Here is a 24,626-nt window from a genome sequence, read left to right as displayed (position 1 = left end):
CTCATAAACCTGCCTTTTTCCGCAGATTCAGGATCGCTTGCGTGACTTCTTTGGCGCTTTCCAGGTCGCAGCGCGGCGCGGGCCCGCCCTGCAGATAGGCGACGAATTCCTGCAGTTCCAGGTAAAGCGGGTAAGCGGTGTCGATCGGGACCTTTTCTTCGCCCTTGGCATTCCTGACCGTCAGGTGGTCATCGTAAGCATCATAAAGTTCAGCGGACCCTTTCTGGCCATGGAGGCTGACCCCGCTGACCTTATTGCAGTGCCGGCCGCTGACATTCAAGGTAACCGCGGGATCATGCCCAAGCATGGCGGTAAGACTAACCGGGAGCCCGGTGTTGTCTTTGATAACCTTGATCGCTCTGATCTCTGCCGGAATAGCGCCCAGGATATGCTTGATAATGGTCAGGTCGTGGACGGACTGGGTCCAGAAAACATCGCCGCCGTGGAAATCATTTACCCAGGCATGCCTGGTCAGGCAAAGCTCCTCGAGCCGCCCGATCCGGTCCGACCGCGCGATCAGCCGCAAAGCCTCGATCCCGGGATGATAATGCCATTTGTGCATCGCGAAGATATATCCGGCGCCGCCGAGGCTTTTTAGCCGAGCGTAATCGGCCAGGGAGAGACAGAGGGTCTTTTCCGCGAAGATCGGCTTTTTCTGCGGCAATAAGCGGGCGCATTCTTTTGTCAGGTCGGGGATCGGAACGGCGACGACATAGCCGTCACAGGCCGGCAGCTCACTTACGCTGGAATAGGCCCGGAGCGCGCCCAGCTCGGCGGCAAGGTCCCGGGCGGCGGGGTCGGGGTCCACGACCTGTGTTTCGCATTCTAGTTTGATCAGGTCCCTTAAAATATTCCGGCCCCAGTTCCCGCAGCCGATCAGGCCGAGGCAAGGCCCCTTAAGGTTTGACTTTATCCCCATGCTCGAAGCGGTTGACGACCAGGCCGGACAGGAGCTTGGGGTAGAAGTAAGTCGACTTGTGCGGCATCTTTTCCAGGTCGCTGGCGACGGCGATGATCTCTTCGATCCTGGTCGGGTTCATCAGGATGGCCATGATCGCCCCTTTGGCGTCAACGGCCTTGATCGCGTCCTCTTCCTTCTTGAAATAGGTGACCTTGTCTTCGGTCTCCTGGGCGATGTTCAGCAGCCGGTCGAACACCGCGTAATGGAGGATGTTGACGTCGAGCTTTTTCCAGGCGGCCGGTTTCTCTTCGGCGACCATCTCTTCCACGATCGCTTCATCGCGCAAGGTCAGCAGGTAATAGCGGTAATTGCCGAGGTACAGGCCCAGGACGTGCTTGTCCGCGGCTTTGGCCATGTCCTTGAGCAGTTTCTTGCGGACATTTTCGGCGGTCTTTTTTGTGGCGGGGTAAGGGGTGACCGTAAAGTATTGCTTCAGGTCTTCCTCAAAGCGGATCGGATCGTAATATTCGAGATTGCTGACCGCCCGGTGGATCGGCAGGACGACCAGGCCTTTCCCCTCGACCGGCGTAAAGTACATCAGGACGTGGTTATACGCTTCCTCCTCGGTGAACTTCGTGTTGCGCGTTTTCAGCTCGTTCTTGAAGCGGATCGCCGCTTCGTAGCGATGGTGCCCGTCCGCGATGAACACCGCCTTGTCCTTCATCTCCTGCACGATCTTGGCGAGCGCCGGTTTCTTGTCGATCCGCCAGAGGCGGTGCGTGACCCCGTCCCGGTCCTTGGCCTCGATCGTCGGGGTCTTTTTCGTGAATTGTTTCAAGGCCTTGCTGAGCTTGTCCTTCTTGTCCGAATAGAAGGCGAAGACCGAATCGAGGTTGGCGTTGGTGGCGCGCATCAGCTGCAGCCGGTCGAGCTTCGCTTTGGGATAGGTCTCTTCGTGCGGGTAGACTTTCCCCCGGCCGATATCTTCCAGGCGGATGATCCCGAAAAAGCCGAGGCGGACGAATTTGCGCCCCTGGCAGGAGAATTTCTGCTCGTAGGCGTAAAAAGCCGGTTTATCGTCCTGGAGGAAGATCTTGTGCCGGGACCAGCCGTCGAGGAACGCGGCGGCCCGGACATAGCGGTTGTTATATTCGTTATCGCCCGGGAACTCCTTGCCGAGGATCAGCCGGATAAAGTTGAAATTGTTAAGCCGATAGAGCTCGTCCTGCTCCTCCGGGGAGATAACGTCATAGGGTGGGGACATGACTTTCGAGAGGTTCTTGAGCTTTTTCTTGTTATAAATGATCCCACGAAAGGGAAAAACCCTGACCATATATCCGGCATTATAGCATATAGGCAAATAACCGCCAAGTCGGGTGAAATTTCAGCAAAGCCGGCCCGATAAACAAGAGGCATATGATCATTAGCAATCTGATCTCAAAAATAGCTCAAATTACGGCAAAAAACGTAACGGCGCAGAACGCGGCCAAATCCGCCGACGGGTCGCTTTGGGATTACATTACTGATATTTTTACCACTCCGGCCCCCGCGGCTACCGGCTGCTCGCTTGACCAGGGGCATAACGACCAGGTGCCGCCCGGCGTCCATTTCTACCTGACCGGTGAAGCGCGGAACGATTGGGGGAAGGCCGCCGATCAGGTCTTGCGGCAGTATTGCGGCATCGCGGAGCCGACCGCCGAGCAAGTCAATGCCACCCGCCAGGCGCTGGTGACGGCGAACGTCGACCACCTGGATAACGGCGTCAACGGCGTCATCACTTACGACAGTAACAGCCCGGTCGGGGTCGACCACCGGCTCCTCCTTTTCCTTTATAACGACACGGAGATTTTCCTCCCGCAGACGTCTAGCCCGGCGATCTGCCCGGCGCCGCCAGCGACAACGACGCCAACGCCGGTTCCTGTCCCGGTACCGGCGCCGGCCGTCCCGGCCGAACAACCGCCGGTCGTGCCGCCGCCTCAGCCGCAAGTTGACGCCAACGCTCCGGACATTACGCCTCCGGCCGAGGACGTTGTCCAGGCGCCGGCGGCAGTGGAGGCCGGCACCGAAATGGCGGAAGCGAAAAAACAGCTGGAACAGGCGATCGGCCGGGCGACCAGCGTGATCAGAGATTTGGAGTCGACCAATGACGACCAAATGAGGGCCCGGGCCGGCACTTTAAGACAGGCGCGCAACCAAGCCCAGTCGGCGCGCGAAGCGACCGAGCTTCAGGCGGTCCAGGACGCGACCCAGGCGCTGAACAGCGCCCGCACCAGCGCCAAACGGGCGCTTGACGCGTATTTAAGAAATCTGTAACGGAGGATAATATAATGATCAACGGGGTACAGCTCGATGTCGCCAGTGTTTGCCGCTCCCGGGGCGGTTTGGTGGTCAATGATCCGGCCGGGATCACGGCGCAAAGCGGAGCGGCAATCGGACAGTTGAACGATCTGGCCGTTCTTTTAGCGGCCGGACAGATCTTAAGCGACCTCGACGCCTCCTTATCGGCTATTGAACGGTTCTCCACCAATTCCGCCATTAAGATCAGCCAGGCGATGGCGGCGGCGACCGGGGCGACGGCGCTCGAAAAATATTTCAGCGCCTTGCAGAGCGTTTGCACCGACGACCAGTGCAGCGGCTTGCCACTGGCCGACCGGCAGCGGGCCATCGCGCGGCTCGGCTTGCTGCGGACGGCAATGGATAAGCTGAGCGCCCTCTCTCTCTCCACGCAGACCCTCGACCGGCTGATCGCGGCCGAAGCCGACCAGGGCGATGCCGGGGTAAAAAAGACGCTGAACGCGGTCAATTTCCTGACCGCGAAGCTGGCGGAAGAGTTAACCATCCCCCAGGATCAATTGAACGAAGCCGGGCTTAACCGGCTGATCGCCGACCGCTGCCAGGCCGGGGTCAGGACCGAAGCGCCGGTTATTGCTCAGCCGATCGTGCCGCCGGTCGTGGTTAATCCGCAGCCGGAGCCGGTCGCGCCGGCCAGCGGGATGTCGTTCGCTTACGGCGTCAGCGCAATACCGTCTTATAGCTTTTTGGTCGCCGGCGACGAGAACGCCGCGGTCGAAGCTGGTCCGGCGCTGCACGACCGGGCGACGCTGGCGTTCAATTTCCCGGGAACGCTCAAAACAGTCCAGTTGGATTATGCCGGGCTGGTCAACGTCGACAATGGTTTTACCTCCCGCTTCACCCAGGACCAGGCGACGGCCAGCCTCATGCTCGGCTGGAGAACGGTGGAGTTGACCTTCCAGGGAGGGTACCTTTGGCTCAACGATCTGCTCAACAATAACAGCGAACATCTCGGCGCGCTCGGCGTCGGCGCGGCGATCTTCGACCGCCTGCTCGGTCTTTACGGCGGCGGCATTGCCGGCACGACCTTTGGTGGTTACGGCGGGGTCCGGTCCACCTATACCTGGCAGGACTACGATATCAGCCTGAGCGGGGAAGTCGACTACAGTTACATTAATTCTTCACAGGTGGCGGGGACGCTCGGCCTGAACTATTCGCCGGTCTCGTTCTGGGGAGCGGACCTGCTCCTCGGCCTCTCGGCCGGCGCGGTCTATAACGTCGACCAGCAGGCGGCGGCCGTTAACCTCGGTTTAGTCCTGTCGCTGCAGGGCGATATCCTAGCTCCCCAGCCGCTCCGTCAGGGAGGGTTTTAATGGCGGTCAGCTCCCCAAAACCGGCCGTCCACTCCTGGCTGCACCCGATCCGCCGGATCGACGCGCGGACGGCGGAACGCGCCGGCCTCAGAAAACTGGGAACGGCCTTAAAGTATATTTTCCCCGTTTCCACGATCGGCGTGACCGCGGCGCTCTTTTTGACGGCGCCCGGCGCGGCCACCGTTGGCGGGCTGGTCCTGTATTCGCTGTTGACCGGGAGCGGCAGTTCGCTGCTCTCTTGGGGTCTCGGCAAAAGTTTCCGCAACGCGGCGCTCGACCGGCAGGTGGCGGAAAAAGCCGAGCAGGTCAACGAGCTGCATCGCGAGCGCTCTTCGCTCCTCGGGAAACTGCGCGAACTGGGGATCGAGGACGAAGAGATCCAGGAAAAGCCGTTCGACGGCCATAACGTTTACAAGAGTACGCTTGGCATCGGCGGGATGGCGGTCGCCCTGCTGGTCAAGAACCTCGATCTTGACCGCCATTGGGTCTTTAAGATCCCCCGGCCGGACCTGCTGAACAACGCGGTCCTGCTCGCCCAGTTCAAGGGGCGGGAAGCCAGGGCGATGCTCGACCTGAACCACCCGAATATCGTCCGCTTTTTCAAGCTGTCGCACATGAGCCGCGAGATCTATCTCGACCTGCTTGGCCGGACGGGGATCGAAGAGTACCAGCGGCTGGGCGCCGACCAGGGAATGCCGGTCGAGATCCCCTACATTGAAATGGAGTTCATCAACGGGGAGACTTTATCCCGTCATCTGGAGAGAGGGGCGTTGCCGGCCGGTAAGGCGGCCAAACTGGCGATCGATATCGCCAACACGCTCTGGTTCGTCGGCTACAAGGGGATCGTTCATCGCGACCTGAAGCCGGACAATATTTTCGTGGTACCGGACGAGACCGCGCCGGGGAGCGAAACGATCAAGATCGCCGACTTCGGCCTGGCCAAAACGGTCGACCGGAGCGGGAAGCGGGAGACCGCCAACCTGACCCTGTTCGGCGAAGTCAAAGGGACGCCGGAATACATGTCGCCCGAGCAGGTGCGGGGCGAAGATATCGACTGGCGGACCGACCAATACTCGCTCGGCGTTATCCTTTACGAAATGCTGGCCGGCAAACTGCCGTTCGGGGAAAGCGCCGGCGGCCTGGACGATAACCAGGCGCTGGTCGGCTATTTTTCCAAGGTCTTGAGCGAAAAGCCGCGCGATCTGAGCGAGATCCCGGGAATCCCGGTCGGCCTGGCGCGAACAGTTGATAAAATGCTGGCCAAGGCGCGGGATGACCGCTTTGCCAGCTGGGAAGACTGCGTCCGCGCCCTGGAGAGCATCGATCTGGGGACCGAAACGACCGCGGTCGCTCCCCGGCCCAAGCACTGAGAGCGGCCGTTCCGCCGACATTATGCTATAATTGCCCCATCATGACGACGCCGATCGCGGTCCTGATCATTTTCCTCCTGACCTACGCGCTCTTTGTCTTTTTCCCCAAGCACCGGACGATGTTGGCCTTATCGGCATCAGCCGTGCTGCTGCTGGGCCGCGCGCTGACCCCGGAACAGGCGTTTTGGGCGGTCAACTGGAACGTGATGGGGATCTTTGTCGGGACCCTGGCCGTGGCCGATATTTTCATGGAGAGCAGGGTGCCGGCCCACCTGGCCGAGCTGATCGTCGACCGGGCGAAAAATACCGGCTGGGCGATCCTGCTCATCTGCTTGTTGACCGGCTTTATTTCCGCTTTTGTCGAGAACGTGGCGACCGTTTTGATCGTGGCGCCGATCGCCCTGGCGCTGGCGAAAAAATTGCAGATCAACCCGGTCAACATGATGATCGCCATCGCCGTTTCCAGCAACCTGCAGGGGACGTCCACCCTGATCGGCGACCCCCCCAGCATGCTGCTCGGCGGTTTTGCCAAAATGACCTTCTGGGACTTCTTTTTTTATCACGGAAAGCCGAGCATTTTCTTTGCCGTCGAACTGGGGGCGCTCGCTTCGTTCTTTGTCCTCTATTATTTCTTCCGGCAGCAGCGGGCAAAGACCGCGCTGGTCCGGGTCGAAAAGATCAAGTCGTTATTCCCGACCGGGCTGCTGGCCGCGCTGGTGATCTGTCTGGCGCTCAGCTCTTTTATCCCGTTCGAGGGAGCGGCCGGCACGATCTGCCTCATGTTCGGCCTGGTCTCCCTGCTCTGGAAAGTGGCAACGCAAAAGACTCCGTTCTTCCGGGAGATCGTTAAACTGGATTGGGACACGACCTTGTTCCTGGTTGGGGTGTTCGTCCTGGTCGGCAGCCTGACGCTGGCCGGCTGGCTCGATATCTTTGCCTCTCAGCTGGCCGCTCTGGTCGGCAGTAATGTCCTGCTCGGTTTTATTACGATCGTTGTTGTCTCGGTCGTTATCTCGGCGTTCGTCGATAACGTTCCGTTCCTGGCGGCAATGTTGCCGGTCGCCGTTACGCTTTCCGCCAAGCTGGGGATCGAACCGTCGCTGCTCCTTTTCGGCCTGCTGATCGGAGCGAGCCTGGGCGGGAATATCACGCCGATCGGCGCGTCCGCCAACATCGTCGCTTGCGGTCTCTTAAAAGAAGAAGGCCATCAGGTTAGCTTCGGCGAGTTCGCCCGCATCGGTTTGCCGTTCACGCTTGTGGCGGTAACGGCCGCGTCGCTCTTTCTCTGGTTCGTCTGGCGCTGACGGTTAAAAGACCGGCGGCGGCGGTTGCGGCGTCGGATTGGCCTGAGGAATGGCCGCGATGTGCGGCGCCGGGGCGAGCTCGCTTTCCGGCCGCTTCATCTTGCCGCCGGTGATCAGCTCCAGCACCCGCTCCAGGTCTTCCTTGGAATAATACTCGATCTCGATCTTCCCCCGGTCCGGCGTGCCGAAGATCTTGACCTTGGTCGCCAGCTGCTCGGTCAGCTGCTCGACCAGCGCGTTCAGCTCGGTGTTGGTCGTGTAAGCCCGCTTCCGTCCGCCTTTTTTCGCTTTGGCCTTGGTCTCCTTGCCGGTGACCAGGATCTCGGCGTCGCGGACGTTCAGGTTCCCCTTAACGATCTCTTTCCAAAAGTGGATCTGCTTGTCGGCGTCCTCCAGCGACAGGAGCGGCCGGGCGTGGCCGACGGTGATCTCCCCCTTGCGCAGGCTGTCTTTCACCTGTTTGGGGAGGGAGAGGAGGCGGACCATGTTGGCGACGGTCGAACGGTCCTTGCCGACCCGCTTGGCGATGTTCTCCTGGGTCAGGCCGAACTCCGACGCGAGCCGCGCGTAGCCTTCCGACTCGTCCATCGGGTTCAGGTCTTCCCGCTGCAGATTTTCGATCAGCGAGATCTCCAACGATTGCTGGTCGGTAAAGTCCTTGACGATGGCGGGGATCACGGCGATCCCGGCCATTTTCGCCGCCCGGAGCCGGCGCTCGCCGGCGATCAGTTCGTACTTGCCGTCGCGCATCCGGGTCAGGATCGGCTCGATCACTCCCTGGGCCTTGATCGATTCGGCCAGGTCATGGAGCGCCTCTTTGGTGAAAACGGTGCGGGGCTGCCGGGGATTGGCGACCACGCTGTTGATGTCGACGTTAACGATCGTCCGGCCGCCGACAAAGACCGATTGCTGGGGGATCAGCGCCCCCAAGCCCTTGCCTAAACCCCTTTTATTCGCGCCGCTGTTGCTAGATCCTGCCATCATCCAACACCTCCCGACAAAGATTTTCGTAAGCTTCGGCCCCTTTGCTCCCGGGGTCGTAGAAGATGATCGGCTGGCCGAAGCTGGGCGCTTCCGCCAGGCGGACGTTGCGCGGGATGACGGTCTTAAAGACCTTGCTGCCGAAGTATTTCCGGGCTTCTTCGGCGACCTGGGAAGAGAGGAGGGTGCGCGGGTCGAACATCGTCAAAACGATCCCGCGGATCTTTAGGCTGGGGTTCAGGCTTTCGCGGACCAGCTCGAGCGTGTGGGTCAGCTGGCTGATCCCTTCGAGCGCGTAATACTCGCACTGGATCGGGATGATCACTTCGTTGGCGGCGGTCAGGGCGTTGACCGTCAGGAGCGAGAGCGACGGCGGGCAATCGATCACCACGATATCGTAGTTCTGCTGGATCGAGCCGAGCGAGCTCTTCAGCCGGGTTTCCCGCGGTTCCACGGCGACCAGCTCGACTTCGGCGCCGGCCAGGCGCGGGGTGGAGGGGAGGACGTCGAGATTGGCAATGTTCGACTTGATGATCACTTCCTGCGGATCGGTCCCTTCGATCAGGACGCTGTAGAGGCAGTCCTTGATCTGGGTCCGGTCCACGCCCAGCCCGACGCTGGCATTGCTCTGGGGGTCGATGTCGACCAGCAGGACTTTTTTGCCGAAGGTCGCGAGGTATGCTGCCAGGTTGACGGTGGTAGTCGTTTTGCCGACTCCGCCTTTTTGGTTGACTACCGCGTAGGTCGTCGCCATAACCCGGCCATTATATCACAGGGGTTGTTTTTTTGCCACGCCGGGGCGGCGCGGGTATTGGGGTGGGGTCGGGCGGACTTTCTTGATGATCAAGAGAGAGCGCCGGGGGTGTTTTATAACGGCGCTGATTTCGCCGCCGAGGAGCGCGACCGCCTTTTGGGCCGATTCGACCTCCGGCTCGATCGCCACTTCTTTCCAGGCCGCAAAGGCGCCGCCGACCTTGACCAGCGGCAGGCAGAGTTCCGCGAGGACGCGCAGGTCGGCGACCGCCCGGGCGACCGCCAGGTCAAAACTTTCCCGGTGGGTGCCGGCGTAATCCTCGGCGCGGGCCCAGACCGCCTCCGCCCCGGCCAGGCCGAGCGTTTTGATGAGATGGTCAAGAAAGCCGACCTTCTTTTTGGTCGCCTCGAGCAGGGTCAGTTTGAGGCCGGGGCGGGCGATCTTCAGCGGAATGCCGGGGAAACCGGCGCCGGCGCCGACGTCGACCACGGATTCGTTAGTGAGCGGGAGATGTTCAAGCAGCAGCAGGGAATCGGCGAAGTGCTTTTCTTTTATCGCTTCAGGCTCGGTGATGGCCGTGAGGTTGAACTTCTTGTTCCACTCGACCAACTCGTTCAGATAGAGGTCAAAAAGCTTGTCCAATGGAGAAATGCATAATGCCTTCACCGAAGGCTTTGCCGCCCGGGACGCCCCAGTCGAGGCGGATCGGGCCGAGCGGGGTGTTGATCCTGATCCCGGGGCCCCAGCCGGAGATGAACGAGCCGTAATCGGCGGGACCGACGTCCCAGGCGTTACCCCAGTCGTAGAAAAACACGCCCTGGAACATGTCGGAGAAGTTCAGGCGGTACTCCGCGTTGGCGATCAGCTTTTTCTTGCCGATCCGCGCTTCGGACGGATAGAAGCCGCGGACGGTGTTGGCGCCGCCGATCCAGTAAAGATCGCCGATCGGGACGTCGCCGTAGCCGATCCCGGTCCCGACGTGGAAGGCGGCGACCTGGTTGTCAAAGAGCGGAAAATACTGGTTCAGGTCGATGCCGACCTTAGTGAAGCTGGTCGTCCCGCCGGTGTGCTTCCACCCCTGGCGCAGGTCGAGGGTGTAATAGCGGCCCTCTTTGGGGTTGAGCCAGAAATCGCGGGTGTCAAAGGCGATGTTCAGCCCGATCGTGTCGGAGCGGTACGCCTCGAACGTGGCGGCGTTGTAAGGGCTGACGTTCTCGCTGCCGATCGTCCAGGTGACGTTATAATTGTCCCGGAACGGCTTGCCGATGGAAACGTCAAACCCGTTATAGACCCCGTCCTGGGTGGTGAGAATGATGTCCCGGCCGATCGTCAGCCAGCGGCGCGCGGTCAGGGCGGCGTGGTCGCCCAGTTTTTGCTCCAGGAACCACGGATTGTAATATTTGAACTGGTAGGTCGACATCGTCTGGCCGGCCTGGCCGCGGATCAGTATCCCCTGCGCGGTCCCCATCAGGTTGTTGATCGACAGGTCGACAAAACCGAACCACCCCTCGCGCTCGCCGTAGCCGCCGCCGAAATTGACGGTGCTGGTCCGCGTCTCCTTGATCTTGAGCTGGAGGACGATCTTGTCCTTGGTGCTCCCCGGCTCAAAATTGGGGGTGACTTCGGCGAAGAAGCCGAGGTTGAAGATGCGGCGCAGGTCTTTCTTGAGCAGTTCCTCGTTGAGGACCGAGCCGGGCTTGGTCTTCATCTCGCGCAGGATCACGTAATCCTTGGTCCCCTCGTTGCCGTCGAGGGTGATCGCTTCGACCTGGCCTTCCATGATCTGGAAAGAGAGGACGTTCGTCTTTTTATCGGTCTCCACGTCGATGACCCGGGCAAGCATGTAGCCGTCTTTTTTGTATTTGTTGTTGATCTGGTCGATGTCGCTCTGCATTTTCTGGTAATTGAGCAGGGCGCCTTTTTTGGTGGTGAGCAGGCCGAGCAGCTCGGCGGAAGAATAGACGGTGTTGCCGGAAAAGACGATGCCGCTGATGACCGGGTTTTCCACCACCCGGAAGATCACCCGGGTCCCGCCGCTGGCGGCCTCGAACGACGGGGTAACGTCGGCAAAGTAGCCGAGCGCGTAGATCGCCTTCAGGTCGCCTTTGATCTTTTCTTCCGACAGGGTGTCGCCGACGCGGGTGAAGACGACGTCCATGATGTCCTTGGTCGCCACCTGTTGGTTGCCGCTGATCTCCAGCGCGGTGATGTTGGGCGACAGCGCCTCGTCGCCCGGCGCCGCCCAGGCGGCGGCCGCGACCAGCAAGGCGAGGAGCAGCGTTATCAGTATCCTGTTTTTGCGCATATATTCCTTAGACAGGCCGCAAGGCCGAAAAGTTCCCGCGAACCTGCTTACCAAAAAGAAAAACCGGCTTTTAGAGTGAGCTTGGAATAGCCGGTCGAGATCTGCTGCATACTTATCGGCTCCCGATAATATATTATAGACCAAATCGGGGTTAATTTATACATTAACTGGTAGTTAAAGCTGTTGGCGGCCGCGCTCCCGTTGCCGGCGCTCGACGGGTTCTGTTCCATCGCCTGGGAATAGCGGACATCGATGTAAAGCCGGTCAAAGAGCCCTTTGACGAAGCCGACGCTCCAGGCCGGCTTTTCGGTGTCAAAGCCCTTGATGTCGCGCGCCCCCATCGCTTCCCGGAACTTGGGTCCGAAGTTGTACTCCAGCGTCAGGCTTTCCAGGCCGAGCTTCGATTCGATCTCCCGCTCCACGCCGCGGAAGAGGATGGTCGAGACCCGGCTGCTCAGGTAGTCGGCGACGATCGCGTTGGTTTCGACCTGCTCGCTCTGGCCCCCTTCCTGCCGCCCGATCCCGGCGAGCGACTTGATGAAGTCGGGGAGGAGCAGGACCTTGAGGTCCTGTTCGCTGTAAGCGGCCGGGACCATTTCGGGCGGCGACTTGCTCTTGTCCTCCGTAAAGGCGGCCAGCGCGATCTTGAGCCCGAGGGTTTGTTCCTTGGCGCCCATCGTCCCGCTGAGCCGGGCAAGGACGTTGACCGGCTTATTGACCGTTTTTCCCTCGGTGTCCTTTTCGAGGTTCTCTACCTGGACGTTCGCCGTGATATTGATATCGGGCATCGCCCCGGCCGCGCCCTCGCGCCCTTTGAAGACGGCCCGGTTTTCCTGGACCTTATCCGCGTCGTACGGGTAATATTTTTTCTGCTGCTCGGCGTTCAGGAGCATGAATTCCCGGTTGAAGATATTGACCGTGCCGCGTTTAACGTCGATCTTGCCCAGCATGATCGGTTCGCCCAAGCTGCCGCTGATCTTCAGGCCGGGGCCGGCGATCTCGAGGTTCATTAAAATGTTGCTCAGGTTCAAGGTGGCCACATCGCCCATGGCGGCATAAACGTTCTTGTTCAGGTCGACGGCCAGGTCGAGGTCGAGCGGGAACGCTTTACCGCCCTGGCCGCTCTGGACCAGGGTGATGACCGCGTCATTGACGGCCGCCCGGCCGGTCAGTTTCGGTCCCTGGCTCAGATCAAAATAGAGCGGGCCGGCGAGCGTCAGCGACTTGATGTCCATTACGCCGACGAACAGGTTGGGGAAAGCCGCGTAGATCTTGGTCGGGCTGAATTCCAGGTCGAGATCGATCGCGCTTTTGTCCGCCAGGACCCGGCTGAGGTCGATCGTGCCGGCCAGGCCCAGCGGGTTGGACTGGTCCCTGGTCCGCCGCCCCTGCCAGATCCCGGTCAAGCTTTGGATGGTCAGCAGATTGCTTTCGATCTCGGCCGTTCCCCGCAGGTCGTGCAGCTCGGAATCGAGCGCCCGGACGTACAGGGTGCCGTCGTTAATGGTGGCGCGGCCGCTGATCGTCGGCCGCTCAAAGCTGCCCGACATGTTCAGCTTGACGGTCGATCTCCCCTTACGCCATTCAACCTGGTCGGTAAAAAGGTTGAGCAAGCCGAGCGAGTTGCCCTGCAGATCGGCTTCCAGGCTGATCCCGCCCGGCGGCGTTAAATTGACGGAGCCGTACGCCCGGGAAAGGAGCCCGCCCTGGAGCAGGGAAAACTCGTGCAAGTAAAACTTGTCATTGCGTTTGCTGGCGGCAAAAGTTATCTCGTCGTAGTCGGTACCGGCCAGGGAGAGCCCTTTGCCGGCCGCGGCCACGGTGAGCCGCAGGTTTTCGAGCGGCCCGTCGATCCCGGCGTTCATGTTAAAGTTGCCGCGGTACTTTTTGCCGGGGAAAGCCAGCTCCAGCAGGTCGACCGGCAGGTCGTTGGCGACGATATGGAGGAACAGCTTATTGTCCAGGTCGTATTCGCCGCGGACCGTCAGATTCCCCGGGCTTTTGCGCAGCAGCGCCTGGCTGATCTTTAATTTCCGCTCCTGGAGGGCGGCCGCGAACGTCAGGTCGTCGAACCGGTATTGGCGCAGCGAACCGCGGCTCACGACCGCCCGGAAGTCGCCGCTCAGCTCCGCGGCGCTGCCGGTCAGATGCGCTTCTCCGGTCAGGAGGCCGCTGAGGTTTTCCGCCGGGGATTTGGCGAGCTGCTTTTCAAAGTCCTGCCTGATCAGCGCGAACTTTTTCAGGAAATATTTGTTCCCTTCCGCCTGGTACATCCGGATCGAGCCGTTGTCCGCGAACGCCGCGGCGGCCGGGAGCCGGAAGCCGGTCAGATTGATGGTCTTTTTCCCCCGTGCGGTCGGCGGCGAAAAACGCCGGAAGAATTCCGCCTGGACTTTGCTGTATAAGTTATAAGCGGCGCCGAGGTCGGCGTGGAGGACATGGAAATCAAGGTCGAGGCGGGCGGGGGAAAATTCCCCGTCCAGGGAATAACGGTCCGTCCCGGCGGCCAGCACGATCGGGTCGAGGACCGTCAGCCGGCCGCCGCGCCAGCTGACGCTGCCGTCGACCCGGTCAAAGTAAAGCTCGTTCAAATAAAAATTCTTGAACCAGAACGCGGAGCAGAACTCCGGCGCGTCCGCTTCCCCGGTGAACTGCAGGCTGAAGCCGGCGGTCCCGCGGATCCGGCCGTAATTCGCCGTCAGGCGCTGGAAGAGCGACAGGTCGGTCACCCCTTGCAGCAAGCCGCTCAGGCGGCCGTCCCTTTCCCGTTTCAGGTCAAGCTGCAGGGAAGAGCGGGGCATGATCAACAGGGTGTCGGCCAGCGTCAGGGAGCGGTCCTGCCAGCGGATATCGGCCTGGGCGTAATTGATCGGGACCTCGGCGACCCGGCCGTCCCAAACCTTGATCCGGCCGCGCAACGAGAGATCGAGCAACGGATCGAACGAGGTTAATGCCGATTCCCGGGAGAGCTGCCCGGTGACCGCGACCTCGAACGAGGCGTGGCCGCTCGGGTCGCGCAGCTCGGCCGGCAGGAACAGGTTCACCAGCTTCAGCTCTTCGAGCTTCACGGCCTCGCCGGAAATATACAGGTTGGTCGGTTGGCCGCCGCCGGCCACGCCGGAGAGCGTGAGCCGCGAACTGCCGTTCTGGAGCAGAGCGTCGCTGATCCTGATCGCGCCGCCGCCGAGCGCGATCTTGCCCCGGGCCAGATCGAAAGTTTGTTCGCCGATCCGGCCGTTCGTCAGCACCACTTCGCCGCTGGCGGTCAAATGCTGGAGCGGGGAGGCGAGGAAGGCGGGGTTAAGCCGCCAGCCCAGCTCGCCGCGGAAATTATTCAGGGTGGCCGCCATTTTGCCGGCCGCCCCGCGGCCGCGCAGCTGCAGGCCGGCCGCTTCGGCGAAAAGCGAGAATTGCAGTTGGCGGGAGATCTTTCCCTGGGCGGAGAAGCCGGCGTTCCCGCTCTCCGCTTTCAACTGGTCAAGATAGAATTCGCCCGCCTTGACCCGGAAAGAAGAGCGGAGCGACTGCATCGGCTGGCCGAAAACCAGCGCGCGGTCGAGCCGGGCCGTCAGTTGTCCGGAGAGCGCGCTGAGCGGTCCGTTCAGGTCGATCGTCCCGGAGGCAAGCCCTTCGATCCCCGGCGATCGCTGAGAAAGCGCCGCCAGATCGAACCGGCTAAAACTGCCGGTCAGTTTGACCGTTGGTTCGCCGCCGCGCAAATTGACGGTGGAGCGGAGCGAGCAGAGGCCCTGATAGACGGACAAGGCGTCGGCCGCCGCCGTTAGCTGCGCGTCCTGGAAGACCAGGGAGACGGTCCCCCGGAACGCTTGGCCGTAAAGCGCCCCCTGGTTGACCTTGATCCGGGCGGCAACGCGCGGCGCCCTAAGCGGGCCGGTGATCTGGAGCTGGGCGTCCCCCCGGCCTTGCAGGTCGAGCTCCTTGAGCGGCGGGACCAGGCCGAGCGCTTTGTTCAGCTCGCCGCCGGCCAGGTCGACCGTCAGGTCGAGCTTCGGCTGGGCGAAATCGGACAGCCGGCCGTTGACGACGACCGGCAGGGTGTCGAGTTCCCCTTTAAGATTGGTGAAGCCGAGGCTGTCGTCGGCCATGAAGAGCTTGCCGTTGACCTGGGCGGCCGCGTATTGCCAGAAGTCGGCCGCCGCGTCATAAAAAGTGAATTTGCCGGTCAGCGCGACCGGCCAGTTCTTTGTTTTGGCCGGGGCGAGCTCGATCATGACGTCGGCTAGTCCGTTCCGGGCCGTTAAACCGGGGAGCGGGACGGCATAATTGACCCATTTTTTGACCGGCAGTTTTTCCGCGGTCACCTGGACCGCGAATTTGCCGCTCTTTTGGTCGAATGAGCCCTTGGCTTTGAGCTTTTCCGGGACGAGGGCGGACAGGTTGAAATTGACCCTGGCCTTTTTTCTCAAGTCGACCGAACCTGCGACCTTGACCGCTGACACGGAAAAACTTTTTGGTATCGAATGGAAACCGATCTCATCGTGGTAGAGGACGCGGCAATCGCGCAGGACCAGCCGGCCGGCGAACGGGGGCGGGGCGCTTTCCGGCTGGTCTCCCTGCGGAACCAGGGAAAGGATGTTCCATTTTCCCCGTTTATCCCGGACGACGTGAAAATCGCCGCCGGTCACGGTGATCCTGGTCAGCGCCTTGATCATATCGCCCTTGGCCAAAGCGTATTCGATCGGATTGTATGAAAGAGTGACCTGATCAGCCCGACCCAGACCGGGAATGGTCATGCCGTAAAGCTCGATCCGGCCGATGACAATGCCGCCGGCCCGTTCGATCTTGACCGGCCGGTTGAAAGAGGCCGAAAAGCTCTTTTCCGCCTCGGCTTTGATCGAGCCGTAGAGCGAGGCGCTCCACTCCTTGACGGAAAAAGCCTGCGCGGCCGGGGAGAAAAGCAGCAGCAGCAGGAACAGGATAAAGAAGGAGCGGAAGGGCCGCATCCTAAAAGATTATCCCGACCAGGATGGCGAACGCGGGGGAGAGGATCAGGTCAAGCCCGAGCTCGGCTTTCAACGTGACTTTTTGGTAGATCGCCCCCGGCTCGTTCCGCTTGCTGATCCCGCCGGCGATGGCAAGGCCGGCCAATCGATAGATGGTCTTGAGCAGGATAACGCCGGCGACCAGGATCGGCCAGTGCGGCAACGCGCCGACAAAATAGGCGATCGCCCCCCGCTCCAGGACGCCGTCCCAATCCCAGGCCAGGGGGAGCTTTTCTCCCAGGAGGAAGTTCTTCAGATAATGGATCAGCAGGGAGCCGCCGAAGGCCGCGATGCTGAGCGTTCCCGCCTGTTGCCACATGGCAAAAATATAGCTGATGGAGGGATAAAAAGCAAGGCGGCCCGCCGAAGCGGGCCGCCTTGAAGAAACCGATTAACCGGGACCGTTACCGGGAACCAGCCGCTGTTACCGCGCCGGTGTCGAGATTGCAGGTAAAGGTCGAAGTGACCCCGCCGGACGTGACGGTGACCGTGCAAATATTGGTCCCGTTATAGGTGATGCCGCCCGAAGCGGTGGTTGCGCCGCCTTCGGCGACGGAATAGGTGATCGAGCCGTTCGGGTAACCGCTGGCCGTCATCCCCAGAGCGTCATAGGTAAAGGTCATGGAATAAGTGGTCGTCAAGTACGTGCCGGCGTACTTCATCGTGCCGCTCAGGGTGGGGGTGGAGGTGCCGAGCCCTTCGAACTTGATCGGGTCATCTTTGCTGTTGCCGTAAGATGACGTATAGGTTGAATCACCCATCGAGTAGGTGAAGGTAGAGTAGGTCCAGATCTTACTGAGACCGCTCTCTTCCTCGACCCCTCGCAGGGCGGCTAACGTGGTCAGCTCGGTGCCGGCCGCGTTCCAGACCTTGAAATTATAAGCGTAAGAGTAGGTGTAAACGGTAGTCGTCCCTTCGGAAGTGTAAGTGTAGGCGTAGCTGCTGGTCCCGCTCCACCAACCGTCGGCGTAAGCGAGCCCTTCGACTTCGTTCACTTTAATGCCGCTCGATCTGACGCCGGCGCCGGTGACCACGCCGAGAATGCTGTTATCGATCGTCAGAGCGTTCTTCGCGGCGACACCGACCGAGACGGCAATATCTTCGGCCGGGATGGAGCTGGTCGCGGTGCCGGACGACGAAGTGGAACTGCAGCCGGTCAAAGAGACAACGGTCAGGGTCAGGGTCAGGGCCAGGGTCGCTAACAAAAACTTTTTCATTTTCTTTTCCTCCTGTTTTATTTGCTTAGAACGCAAAACCAAGATCGACCATGGTCGAGTTGTTCTTGCTGTTCTTGGCATCGGTCATCATGGCGATATTGAGGTTGGCGCCCATTTGGATGCCGGCGCCGAAGGTGGTCTGCTGGACGTCGGCTCCGCCGGACTTGCCGCTGACCTGGCCGGCGCGCAGGGCGACGATCCCGCCGAGGAGCGGGTACTCAAGCCCGATGTGGGTCAGGCTGCCGCTGGCGACGGTGGTGCCGAGCAGCTTGCTCTCGGCGATACTGTCGATATCAAGCGCGACTTTAAGGCCGACGACCGGGATGGTGGTCGAAGCGCTGATGACGGTGGCCGGGGCGACGGTGGTATCGCCGGCGTCGGTCTCCGCGCCGTCAACGGTGGTGACCACGCCGGTGACCGGGTTAAAGGTGCTGGTCTGCGGTTTAATCTTCCCCTTGAGCGAAGTACTCAGGTCCCTGAGCACCAGGGCGAAGTTGAACGGCATGACGCCGGTGTTGATGCTGGCCTTGGCGCCCAGGTCGTAACCAACGCCATTGAGAGTGGCCACTCCGCCGCTGGCGGTCGTCGCGCCGGTGGCGCTGCTGAACCCGCCGACCAGGTTGCTCGACTTGATGTTGGCGCCCAGATCGAGCGTAGCGATCGGCAAACCGGGGGTTTTTAAGCTATAGCCAAGGGTCAGGATCCCCTCGTAAGCCCCGATCGCGGTCAGGCTGGAACCGGCGAAAGTGCCGGCGGTCGGCTTGACCAGGGTCAGATTGGCGAGCGGGATGACGCTGATCCCGATCTTGGCGACGTTGATCCCGACAAAGGCGTTGAGCCCGCCGTTGATGTTGGCGGTCTTGTTCCAGTTGTCGGCCAGGAACTTGGTCGGGTTACTGGTATTGCCGAACGTGGACATGATGTCGTTAAGCCCTTCGGTGGCCGCGCCGGCGGCGAGCTTGAACTCCATCCGGCCGGTCTCGACAATGGCGGCCGGGTTGTAATAGGCGCAGGTGATGTCATCAACGATCGAGGCGCCCGCGCCGCCCATCGCGCCGTACTTGGCGCCGACTCCGGTCGGCAGGGTCATGGCGAAAACAGCGGAAACAGCGAGGCAGGCGAACAGGGCCGAAACAATGAGCTTTTTCATAGGTACCCCCTTATTAAGGTACACGATTTTAGCACGGGCGGTTGATTTGTCAAGGCATCTGTGTTAAAATCATTGTCTCCATGCCAAAAAGAGCGAAGCGCAAGCGGGGATTGCTTGTTGTTATCTCCGGCCCGTCCGGGGTGGGGAAATCGACCGTGGTGCGCCGGCTCTTTAAGATCTATCCCGAGCTGCTGATGTCGATCTCGTCGACGACGCGGCCGCCGCGGCCGGGCGAGGTCCATGGCCAGCACTATTTCTTCGTCACCGATGGAGAATTCGATCACAAGGTGAAGAAGGGCGAGTTCCTGGAGTGGGCAAAGGTCCACGGCTGTTATTACGGCACGCCGCGCAGCTTTATCGACGAGAAGCTGGCCAAGGGGGAGGTCGTGGTCCTGGAGGTGGATGTCCAGGGGGCGGCGTCGGTTAAGCGGCTGACCGAAGAGGGGAAGCTGAAGGCGGCGATCGTTTTTGTTTTCCTGATCCCGCCGTCGGTCGACATCCTGGCTTTCCGGCTGAAAAAGCGGAAAACGGAGGACGAAGAGCTGGTCAATTATCGCCTGCGGGCAGCGATCGCCGAGCTGCAGGTGATGGAAAAATACGATTATATTGTGGTCAACGACAAGGTCGAGTCGGCGGCCGACAAGATCAAGGCGATAATCAACGTAGAAAAGGAGAGGACACTACTTAACTAACATGACAGAACTAACGATCGATAATTTGCTTTCCAAGGCGAAGAACAAGTTCCTGCTGGTCAACGCGGCCGCCGGCCGCGCCAAGCAGGTTTCCGAGGGCTCGCTTCCTTACATAGATAACTTTGACCCGACCAACCCGGTCATCACCGCGCTGCGCGAGATCGCGGCCGACAAGATCAGGATCAAGGTCCTGAGCGGGCCGTCCAAGAAGGCTCAGGAGATCCTCAATATTGACGACGAGGACGCTCTGCCGTCGGCCATGGAACGCCTGGCCAGAGGGAAAAAGGCCGCCGCTCCCGCACCGAAGAAAAAGAAGTCGAAAAAGTAGGTGATCGGCTTGCTGGCTGGCAAGACCATTATCCTCGGGGTTACCGGCGGCATCGCCGCCTACAAATCCGCTGCGCTTGTTTCGCGTTTAAAGGATTTGGGGGCGGACGTCTGGGTGGCGATGACGGGCGAAGCGACCAAACTGGTCGGCCCGTTGACTTTCCGCACTTTATCCGGCAATCCGGTCATTACCGATCTTTTTTCCGAAGAGATCGCCAACCTGCCGGTCCCGCATATTGCTCTTGCTAAAAAAGCCGACCTGGTCCTGATCGCCCCTTGCACCGCTAATATCATCGGTAAATTGGCCCACGGTATTGCCGATGATGCCTTGACCACTATCGTTCTGGCCGCGACCGCCAAGAAGCTGCTGGCCCCGGCGATGAATGTCGAGATGTGGCGCAACCAGTCGGTCCAGGAGAATCTGGCAAAGCTGCGGAAGCAGGGGGTTCGCTTTGTCGGCCCGGTCGAAGGCAAGCTGGCCTGCGGCGATAATGACATCGGCCGGATGGCGGAACCGGAAGAGATCCTTGCCCGGATACTGACCGTGCTTGTTCCGCAACAGGACCTCAAGGGAAAACATTTTTTAGTTACCGCGGGGGGGACCAGGGAGGCGATCGACCCGGTCCGTTATCTTGCCAACCGCTCATCCGGCAAGATGGGTTACGCGATCGCGGCGGCCGCCCGCGCCCGGGGGGCGACCGTGACCCTGATCGCGGCGAACGTCGACCTGCCGGCGCCGCTCGACCTGAAACCGGTCAAGGTGGAGTCGGCCGCGGAAATGCTTGCGGCCGTGCTGGACGGCCAGGGCAAGGCGGACGCGATCGTCATGGCGGCCGCAGTGGCCGACTATAACCTCAAACATCCAACTTCCAACTTCAAAATAAAGAAGCAAAAAACAAACTTCAAACTTGAATTAAAACCAACAGAAGATATTCTCGAGGCGATCGCGAAGCAGAAAGGGAAAAGGGGAAGGAAACTTGTTGGCTTTGCGCTGGAAACGGACGATCTGATCGGGAACGCGAAGAAGAAACTAAAAGAGAAGGGGCTCGACTTGATCGTCGCGAACGGGCCGGCGACGTTCGGCGGCGACCAGGCGACGGTCAGCATCATTGACCGGAGCGGCAAGACGGAAAAACTGCCGAAACTGGCAAAGAGGGCGATCGCCGATCGGTTGCTCGACCGGCTCAACGCCCGGTGAGCGCCGCCTCTCCGCTGCCGCACCGCGACCGCGGTTATGAACTGCTGCGCGGCGAAGGGATCGAGATCGGAGCGCTGCATCAGCCGGCGCGACTGCCGGCGCGTTGCCGGGTGCATTATTGCGACGCGCTCCCGGCCGCCGCGGCGGCCGAACTTTTCCCCGAGCTGGATCCCCACGACCTGACCCCGGTGGAGTTCATTCTCGACCTCGATACTCAAGGACTGGCGGCTTTTACCGACAACCGCTGGGACTTTGCCGTGCTTAACCACGTTATCGAGCACGTTGCCAACCCGATCCGCGTGGTGGGCGAACTGTTCCGGGTCGTCCGTCCCGGCGGGTTCGTGGTCATCTCCGCGCCGGATAAGCGTTACACTTATGACCGCGACAGAGGACTAACCGGCTGGGATCATTTATACGCCGAATACCGGGCCGGGGCCAGCGCGGTGACCGACGAACACTGGCTCGATCTTCTGCGCGGCGGCAGTTCCGAGCAGGCGCTGGCGCGGGTGCGGGCCCGGCGGGAACACGCGCACGTTTGGACCTCCGCCACTTTCCGCGATTTTCTCGGCCGGGCTTTCTCGCTGCTCCGCATTCGGGCGGCGCGGCGGTTCGAATCGGACGCCGCCGAGAACAAGCTGGAGTATTTTACCGTGCTGCAAAAACGGCGCCGCTGGCGTGATATAATCAAGCTCTAATGCCTTTTTACGACTACAAATGCGGCCGCTGCGGCCAGGTCACCGAGGTCCGGCACGGGATGAACGAAAAGCCCGCGGGGTTGCAGTGCGCGGGGTGCGGGGCGGGGGAGTTGGCTCGGGTTTTCCAGGCCTTTGCCCGGCTCGGCGGCGCGTCAGCCCGCTCCTCCGGCAGTTCCTGCTCCTCTTGCGCCTCCGGCTCCTGCGGCAGCTGCGGGCATCACTGACCGATGTTCGCCGAAGTCGCCATCTCCCGCACCGCCAGCGATATCGACCGGAGTTTTACCTACGCTATCCCTGAAGCGCTTCAGGAGCAAGTCAAACTCGGGTCGGCCGTGGTTGTCCCTTTTGGCCGGCGGCGCGACGTCGGCTACGTCATCGGCTTTGTCGAGCAAACAGAGTTCAAGGGGATTAAGGAGATCATCAGCCTGGCGGCCGACGAGCCGGTCTTCAGCGACAAAGCGGTCCAGTTAGCCCGCTGGGTAGCCGATTATTATCTCTCGTTCTTTTTGACCGCCCTGAGATTGGTCATGCCCCCCGGTTTGCGGAAGATGGAAGTAAGAAGTCGGGCAAAGAAACCGGATAAGAAGTCGGAAGTAGGAAGTCAGGCCCAACATCCAGCAGCTGGCATCTCGTCCGGCGTCCTTACCTTTGCCCATCTTTCCCTGACCCCGGAACAAAGCGTCGCCCTCAAAGAGATAACCTCAGCGCTCGACTCCGGCAAACCAGCGACCTTCCTATTACACGGCATCACCGGCTCCGGCAAAACGGAAGTCTACCTGCAGGCGATCGCCCATATTTTACCGGGCGGGCAGAACGCGATCGTCCTGGTCCCGGAGATCTCGCTGACGCCGCAGCTGGTCCAGCGGTTCCGCGACCGGTTCGGCGACCTGGCGGTCGTGATCCACAGCGAACTGACCCCCAAGCAGCGCGCCGAGGCCTGGGCGCGGGTGGCGAGCGGCGAGGGCCGAATAGTTTTGGGGACGAGATCCGCGCTGTTCGCGCCGGTCGCCAACCTCGGGTTGATCGTGCTGGACGAAGAATACGAACATACTTATAAATCCGACAAAAGCCCGCGTTACCACGCCAACGAGGTCGCCTTGGAGTTGGCCAAGCTGCACGGCGCGGTCGTCGTCTTCGGTTCCGCCACGCCGTCGTTGGAAACGTATTATCGGGCGGAGCAGGGGGAATATCGCAGATTAAGTTTGCCGAAGCGGATCGACGACCGGCCGCTCCCGCCGGTGACGATCGTCGACTTGCGCCAGGAAATGAAAGCCAAGAACTACGGCGTCCTCTCCCGGCAGCTGAGCGCCGCGCTGGGCGAGACGCTGGCCAAAGGGGAACAATCAATCCTCTTCCTGAACCGGCTCGGTTACTTCACTTTTGTCATCTGCCGGGAATGCGGGCTGACGCTGCAATGCCCGGAGTGCACCGTTTCGCTCGTTTACCACACCAGCGACAAAAGGGTCCGCTGCAGCCGCTGCGGCTACAGCCGGGAAGCGCCGTCGCTCTGTCCCCGCTGCAACGGGAGTTCGATCCGCTACTTCGGCACCGGCACCCAGCGGATCGAAGAGGAAGTGGCCAAGCAATTCCCCTCCGCCCGGATCCTCCGCTACGATCGGGACACGGTGGCCAAGCGCGGCTCGCACGAGGCGTTCTTCGCCGCTTTTGCCGCCGGCCAAGCCGACATCATGATCGGGACGCAGATGGTGACCAAGGGGCTGGATATCGCCAACGTGACGCTGGTCGGGGCGGTCTCGGCCGATACGGCGCTCAACCTCCCCGATTTTCGGGCGGCCGAGCACACTTTCCAGCTGCTGACCCAGGTCGCCGGCCGCGCCGGCCGCCACCACCTGCCGGGCCAGGTCATTATCCAGACCTACAACCCGGACCATTACGCGATCAAGGCGGCGGCCAAACACGATTACGAGCTTTTTTACCGCCGGGAACTGGAACACCGCCGGGAATTGATGTATCCGCCGTTCACCCGGCTGATCAGTATAACGGCGACCGCGGCGGAAGAAAACCAAGCGGTTAGAACGATCGACCAGCTGGCCGGACTATTGAACGCCAGGTTGGACGGCGGCGTACTCGGCCCGGCCCCGGCGCCGATCAGCCGCCTGCGGGGCGAATGGCGCTACCACCTGTTGCTCAAGGGGACAGAGCTTGACGGTTTGCGCGCCGCGGTGCGCGAGGCCCTGGCCAAAGCGGTCATCCCCGAGACGGTGAAACTGGCGATAGACGTTGAGCCGCTTTCCCTCCTTTAGTATAATGCTGGCATGATCTTAAAAATCATCAAGTTCCCCAACCCGCTCCTCCGCCAGAAGGCCAAACCGGTCAAAAAAGTCACGCCGGAGATCGTGAAGCTGATCGACAACATGATCGAGACGATGCACCAGGCGCCGGGCGTCGGCCTGGCGGCGCCGCAAGTCAACAAGTCCCTGCAGGTGATCACCGTTGACGTCGGCGAAGGGGCGTTCGGCCTGATCAATCCCCGGATCCTGCAGCGCTCCGGCGCGCAGGTTTTTACCGAAGGATGCCTCTGTTTGCCGGGCGTGGAAGCGCCGGTCGAGCGGGCTTCTTTGGTGACCGTCGAAGCGCTCAATACCGCGGGAGAAAAGATCGTGATCGAAGCGCAGGGCTTTTTAGCGACCGTCCTCCAGCATGAGATCGACCACCTGGACGGGCTGGTCTTTATCGACCGGGTCAAGGACCCGAGCTTGATCAAATACGTCCCCAAGTCGCAGGAAAAACGGGAGGAAATGATATGACCAGAAAATGGCTGCTCGGAATTTTGGCGGTTGGTTTGTTGCTGGCCGGCGGCGCGTGGGCGGTCGACCCTTACGTCTATAATTTCCCCAAGCCGCCGGCGGACTGGGGGCAGGCGGTCTCGTTCGGCAACCTTTCGCCCGGCTTTTTCCAGGTGATGTACCAGAACAAGACGGGGGTGGTCCGGATCGCCACCTACGGGATCGTCGGCGCGTCGATGGACAACCTGAAAGACCCGCAGCTGATGATGGTCTTCGCCTTTGACCAGAAAGCCGGACTGGTGAGCAGCCTGAAATAA

Annotated in this window: 22 protein-coding genes; 12 read left to right on the top strand and 10 right to left on the bottom strand. The window is 61.0% G+C overall.

The window, feature by feature from the left end; genetic code table 11:
• Nucleotide 1 precedes the first annotated feature (1 nt).
• Nucleotides 2-919 carry a Gfo/Idh/MocA family oxidoreductase gene (locus WC529_02375; GenBank protein ID MFA5113124.1) on the bottom strand — a complete coding sequence of 306 codons (918 nt, stop codon included), beginning with the start codon at nt 917-919 and terminating at the stop codon, nt 2-4.
• The gene (locus WC529_02370) at nt 897-2,234 is read right to left on the bottom strand and encodes a DUF1015 domain-containing protein (GenBank protein ID MFA5113123.1); all 1,338 of its coding nucleotides are present in this window, start codon (nt 2,232-2,234) and stop codon (nt 897-899) included. The genes WC529_02375 and WC529_02370 overlap by 23 nt, the downstream gene beginning before the upstream one ends.
• An 83-nt stretch (nt 2,235-2,317) precedes the next feature.
• Here WC529_02370 and WC529_02365 point away from each other — a divergent pair, with 83 nt between their 5' ends.
• The 4 genes from WC529_02365 to WC529_02350 are packed head-to-tail and all read left to right on the top strand — an operon-like array spanning nt 2,318 to nt 7,240.
• Nucleotides 2,318-3,214 (top strand): hypothetical protein, encoded by an 897-nt coding sequence (locus WC529_02365; protein MFA5113122.1) that lies wholly within the window; start codon nt 2,318-2,320, stop codon nt 3,212-3,214.
• A gap of 14 nt (nt 3,215-3,228) precedes the next feature.
• On the top strand, nt 3,229-4,566 hold the full coding sequence (locus WC529_02360) for a hypothetical protein (GenBank protein ID MFA5113121.1): 1,338 nt from the start codon (nt 3,229-3,231) through the stop codon (nt 4,564-4,566).
• The gene (locus WC529_02355; GenBank protein ID MFA5113120.1) at nt 4,566-5,936 is read left to right on the top strand and encodes a serine/threonine-protein kinase; all 1,371 of its coding nucleotides are present in this window, start codon (nt 4,566-4,568) and stop codon (nt 5,934-5,936) included. Before WC529_02360 ends, WC529_02355 begins: the two co-directional genes overlap by 1 nt.
• Before the next feature lie 41 nt (nt 5,937-5,977).
• Nucleotides 5,978-7,240, top strand: coding sequence for an SLC13 family permease (locus tag WC529_02350; GenBank protein ID MFA5113119.1), 1,263 nt, complete (start codon nt 5,978-5,980; stop codon nt 7,238-7,240).
• Between the two features lie 3 nt (nt 7,241-7,243).
• Here WC529_02350 and WC529_02345 read toward each other — a convergent pair whose 3' ends face one another.
• From WC529_02345 to WC529_02310, 8 genes are all read right to left on the bottom strand, one after another.
• Nucleotides 7,244-8,221 (bottom strand): ParB/RepB/Spo0J family partition protein, encoded by a 978-nt coding sequence (locus tag WC529_02345; GenBank protein MFA5113118.1) that lies wholly within the window; start codon nt 8,219-8,221, stop codon nt 7,244-7,246.
• A complete protein-coding gene (locus tag WC529_02340) occupies nt 8,208-8,975 on the bottom strand; it encodes an AAA family ATPase (GenBank protein MFA5113117.1) in 768 nt (255 codons plus the stop codon). Before WC529_02340 ends, WC529_02345 begins: the two co-directional genes overlap by 14 nt.
• Nucleotides 8,976-8,990: 15 nt before the next feature.
• The gene (gene rsmG / locus WC529_02335; protein ID MFA5113116.1) at nt 8,991-9,617 is read right to left on the bottom strand and encodes a 16S rRNA (guanine(527)-N(7))-methyltransferase RsmG; all 627 of its coding nucleotides are present in this window, start codon (nt 9,615-9,617) and stop codon (nt 8,991-8,993) included.
• Nucleotides 9,601-11,280, bottom strand: coding sequence for a BamA/TamA family outer membrane protein (locus WC529_02330; GenBank protein ID MFA5113115.1), 1,680 nt, complete (start codon nt 11,278-11,280; stop codon nt 9,601-9,603). The genes rsmG and WC529_02330 overlap by 17 nt, the downstream gene beginning before the upstream one ends.
• Before the next feature lie 47 nt (nt 11,281-11,327).
• Entirely contained in the window at nt 11,328-16,244 is a 4,917-nt protein-coding gene (locus WC529_02325; GenBank protein ID MFA5113114.1) for a translocation/assembly module TamB domain-containing protein, read from the bottom strand.
• A 1-nt stretch (nt 16,245) separates the two neighbouring features.
• A complete protein-coding gene (locus WC529_02320) occupies nt 16,246-16,602 on the bottom strand; it encodes a hypothetical protein (protein ID MFA5113113.1) in 357 nt (118 codons plus the stop codon).
• Between the two features lie 85 nt (nt 16,603-16,687).
• A complete protein-coding gene (locus WC529_02315) occupies nt 16,688-17,500 on the bottom strand; it encodes a hypothetical protein (protein MFA5113112.1) in 813 nt (270 codons plus the stop codon).
• A gap of 25 nt (nt 17,501-17,525) precedes the next feature.
• Complete coding sequence (locus WC529_02310) at nt 17,526-18,650, bottom strand: hypothetical protein (protein ID MFA5113111.1); 1,125 nt, start codon at nt 18,648-18,650, stop codon at nt 17,526-17,528.
• Between the two features lie 80 nt (nt 18,651-18,730).
• Here WC529_02310 and gmk point away from each other — a divergent pair, with 80 nt between their 5' ends.
• Genes gmk through WC529_02270 form a run of 8 tightly spaced genes read left to right on the top strand, consistent with a single transcriptional unit; the run spans nt 18,731 to nt 24,626 of the window.
• Complete coding sequence (gene gmk, locus WC529_02305; protein MFA5113110.1) at nt 18,731-19,342, top strand: guanylate kinase; 612 nt, start codon at nt 18,731-18,733, stop codon at nt 19,340-19,342.
• Between the two features lies 1 nt (nt 19,343).
• Nucleotides 19,344-19,670 carry a DNA-directed RNA polymerase subunit omega gene (rpoZ, locus tag WC529_02300; GenBank protein MFA5113109.1) on the top strand — a complete coding sequence of 109 codons (327 nt, stop codon included), beginning with the start codon at nt 19,344-19,346 and terminating at the stop codon, nt 19,668-19,670.
• Nucleotides 19,671-20,867: a bifunctional phosphopantothenoylcysteine decarboxylase/phosphopantothenate--cysteine ligase CoaBC gene (coaBC, locus tag WC529_02295; protein MFA5113108.1), complete on the top strand. Its 1,197-nt coding sequence runs from the start codon at nt 19,671-19,673 to the stop codon at nt 20,865-20,867. It begins immediately after the preceding gene.
• On the top strand, nt 20,864-21,562 hold the full coding sequence (locus WC529_02290; GenBank protein MFA5113107.1) for a methyltransferase domain-containing protein: 699 nt from the start codon (nt 20,864-20,866) through the stop codon (nt 21,560-21,562). The genes coaBC and WC529_02290 overlap by 4 nt, the downstream gene beginning before the upstream one ends.
• Entirely contained in the window at nt 21,562-21,786 is a 225-nt protein-coding gene (locus WC529_02285) for a zinc ribbon domain-containing protein (GenBank protein ID MFA5113106.1), read from the top strand. The genes WC529_02290 and WC529_02285 overlap by 1 nt, the downstream gene beginning before the upstream one ends.
• Before the next feature lie 3 nt (nt 21,787-21,789).
• A complete protein-coding gene (gene priA / locus WC529_02280; protein ID MFA5113105.1) occupies nt 21,790-23,826 on the top strand; it encodes a primosomal protein N' in 2,037 nt (678 codons plus the stop codon).
• A 12-nt stretch (nt 23,827-23,838) separates the two neighbouring features.
• Nucleotides 23,839-24,330: a peptide deformylase gene (gene def / locus WC529_02275; GenBank protein ID MFA5113104.1), complete on the top strand. Its 492-nt coding sequence runs from the start codon at nt 23,839-23,841 to the stop codon at nt 24,328-24,330.
• The gene (locus tag WC529_02270) at nt 24,327-24,626 is read left to right on the top strand and encodes a hypothetical protein (protein MFA5113103.1); all 300 of its coding nucleotides are present in this window, start codon (nt 24,327-24,329) and stop codon (nt 24,624-24,626) included. The genes def and WC529_02270 overlap by 4 nt, the downstream gene beginning before the upstream one ends.

The sequence above is a fragment of the Candidatus Margulisiibacteriota bacterium genome (genome assembly GCA_041650855.1).
Taxonomy (GTDB): Bacteria; Margulisbacteria; WOR-1; order O2-12-FULL-45-9; family XYB2-FULL-48-7; genus JALOPZ01.
This window is presented reverse-complemented; position numbering and strand designations above follow the sequence as displayed.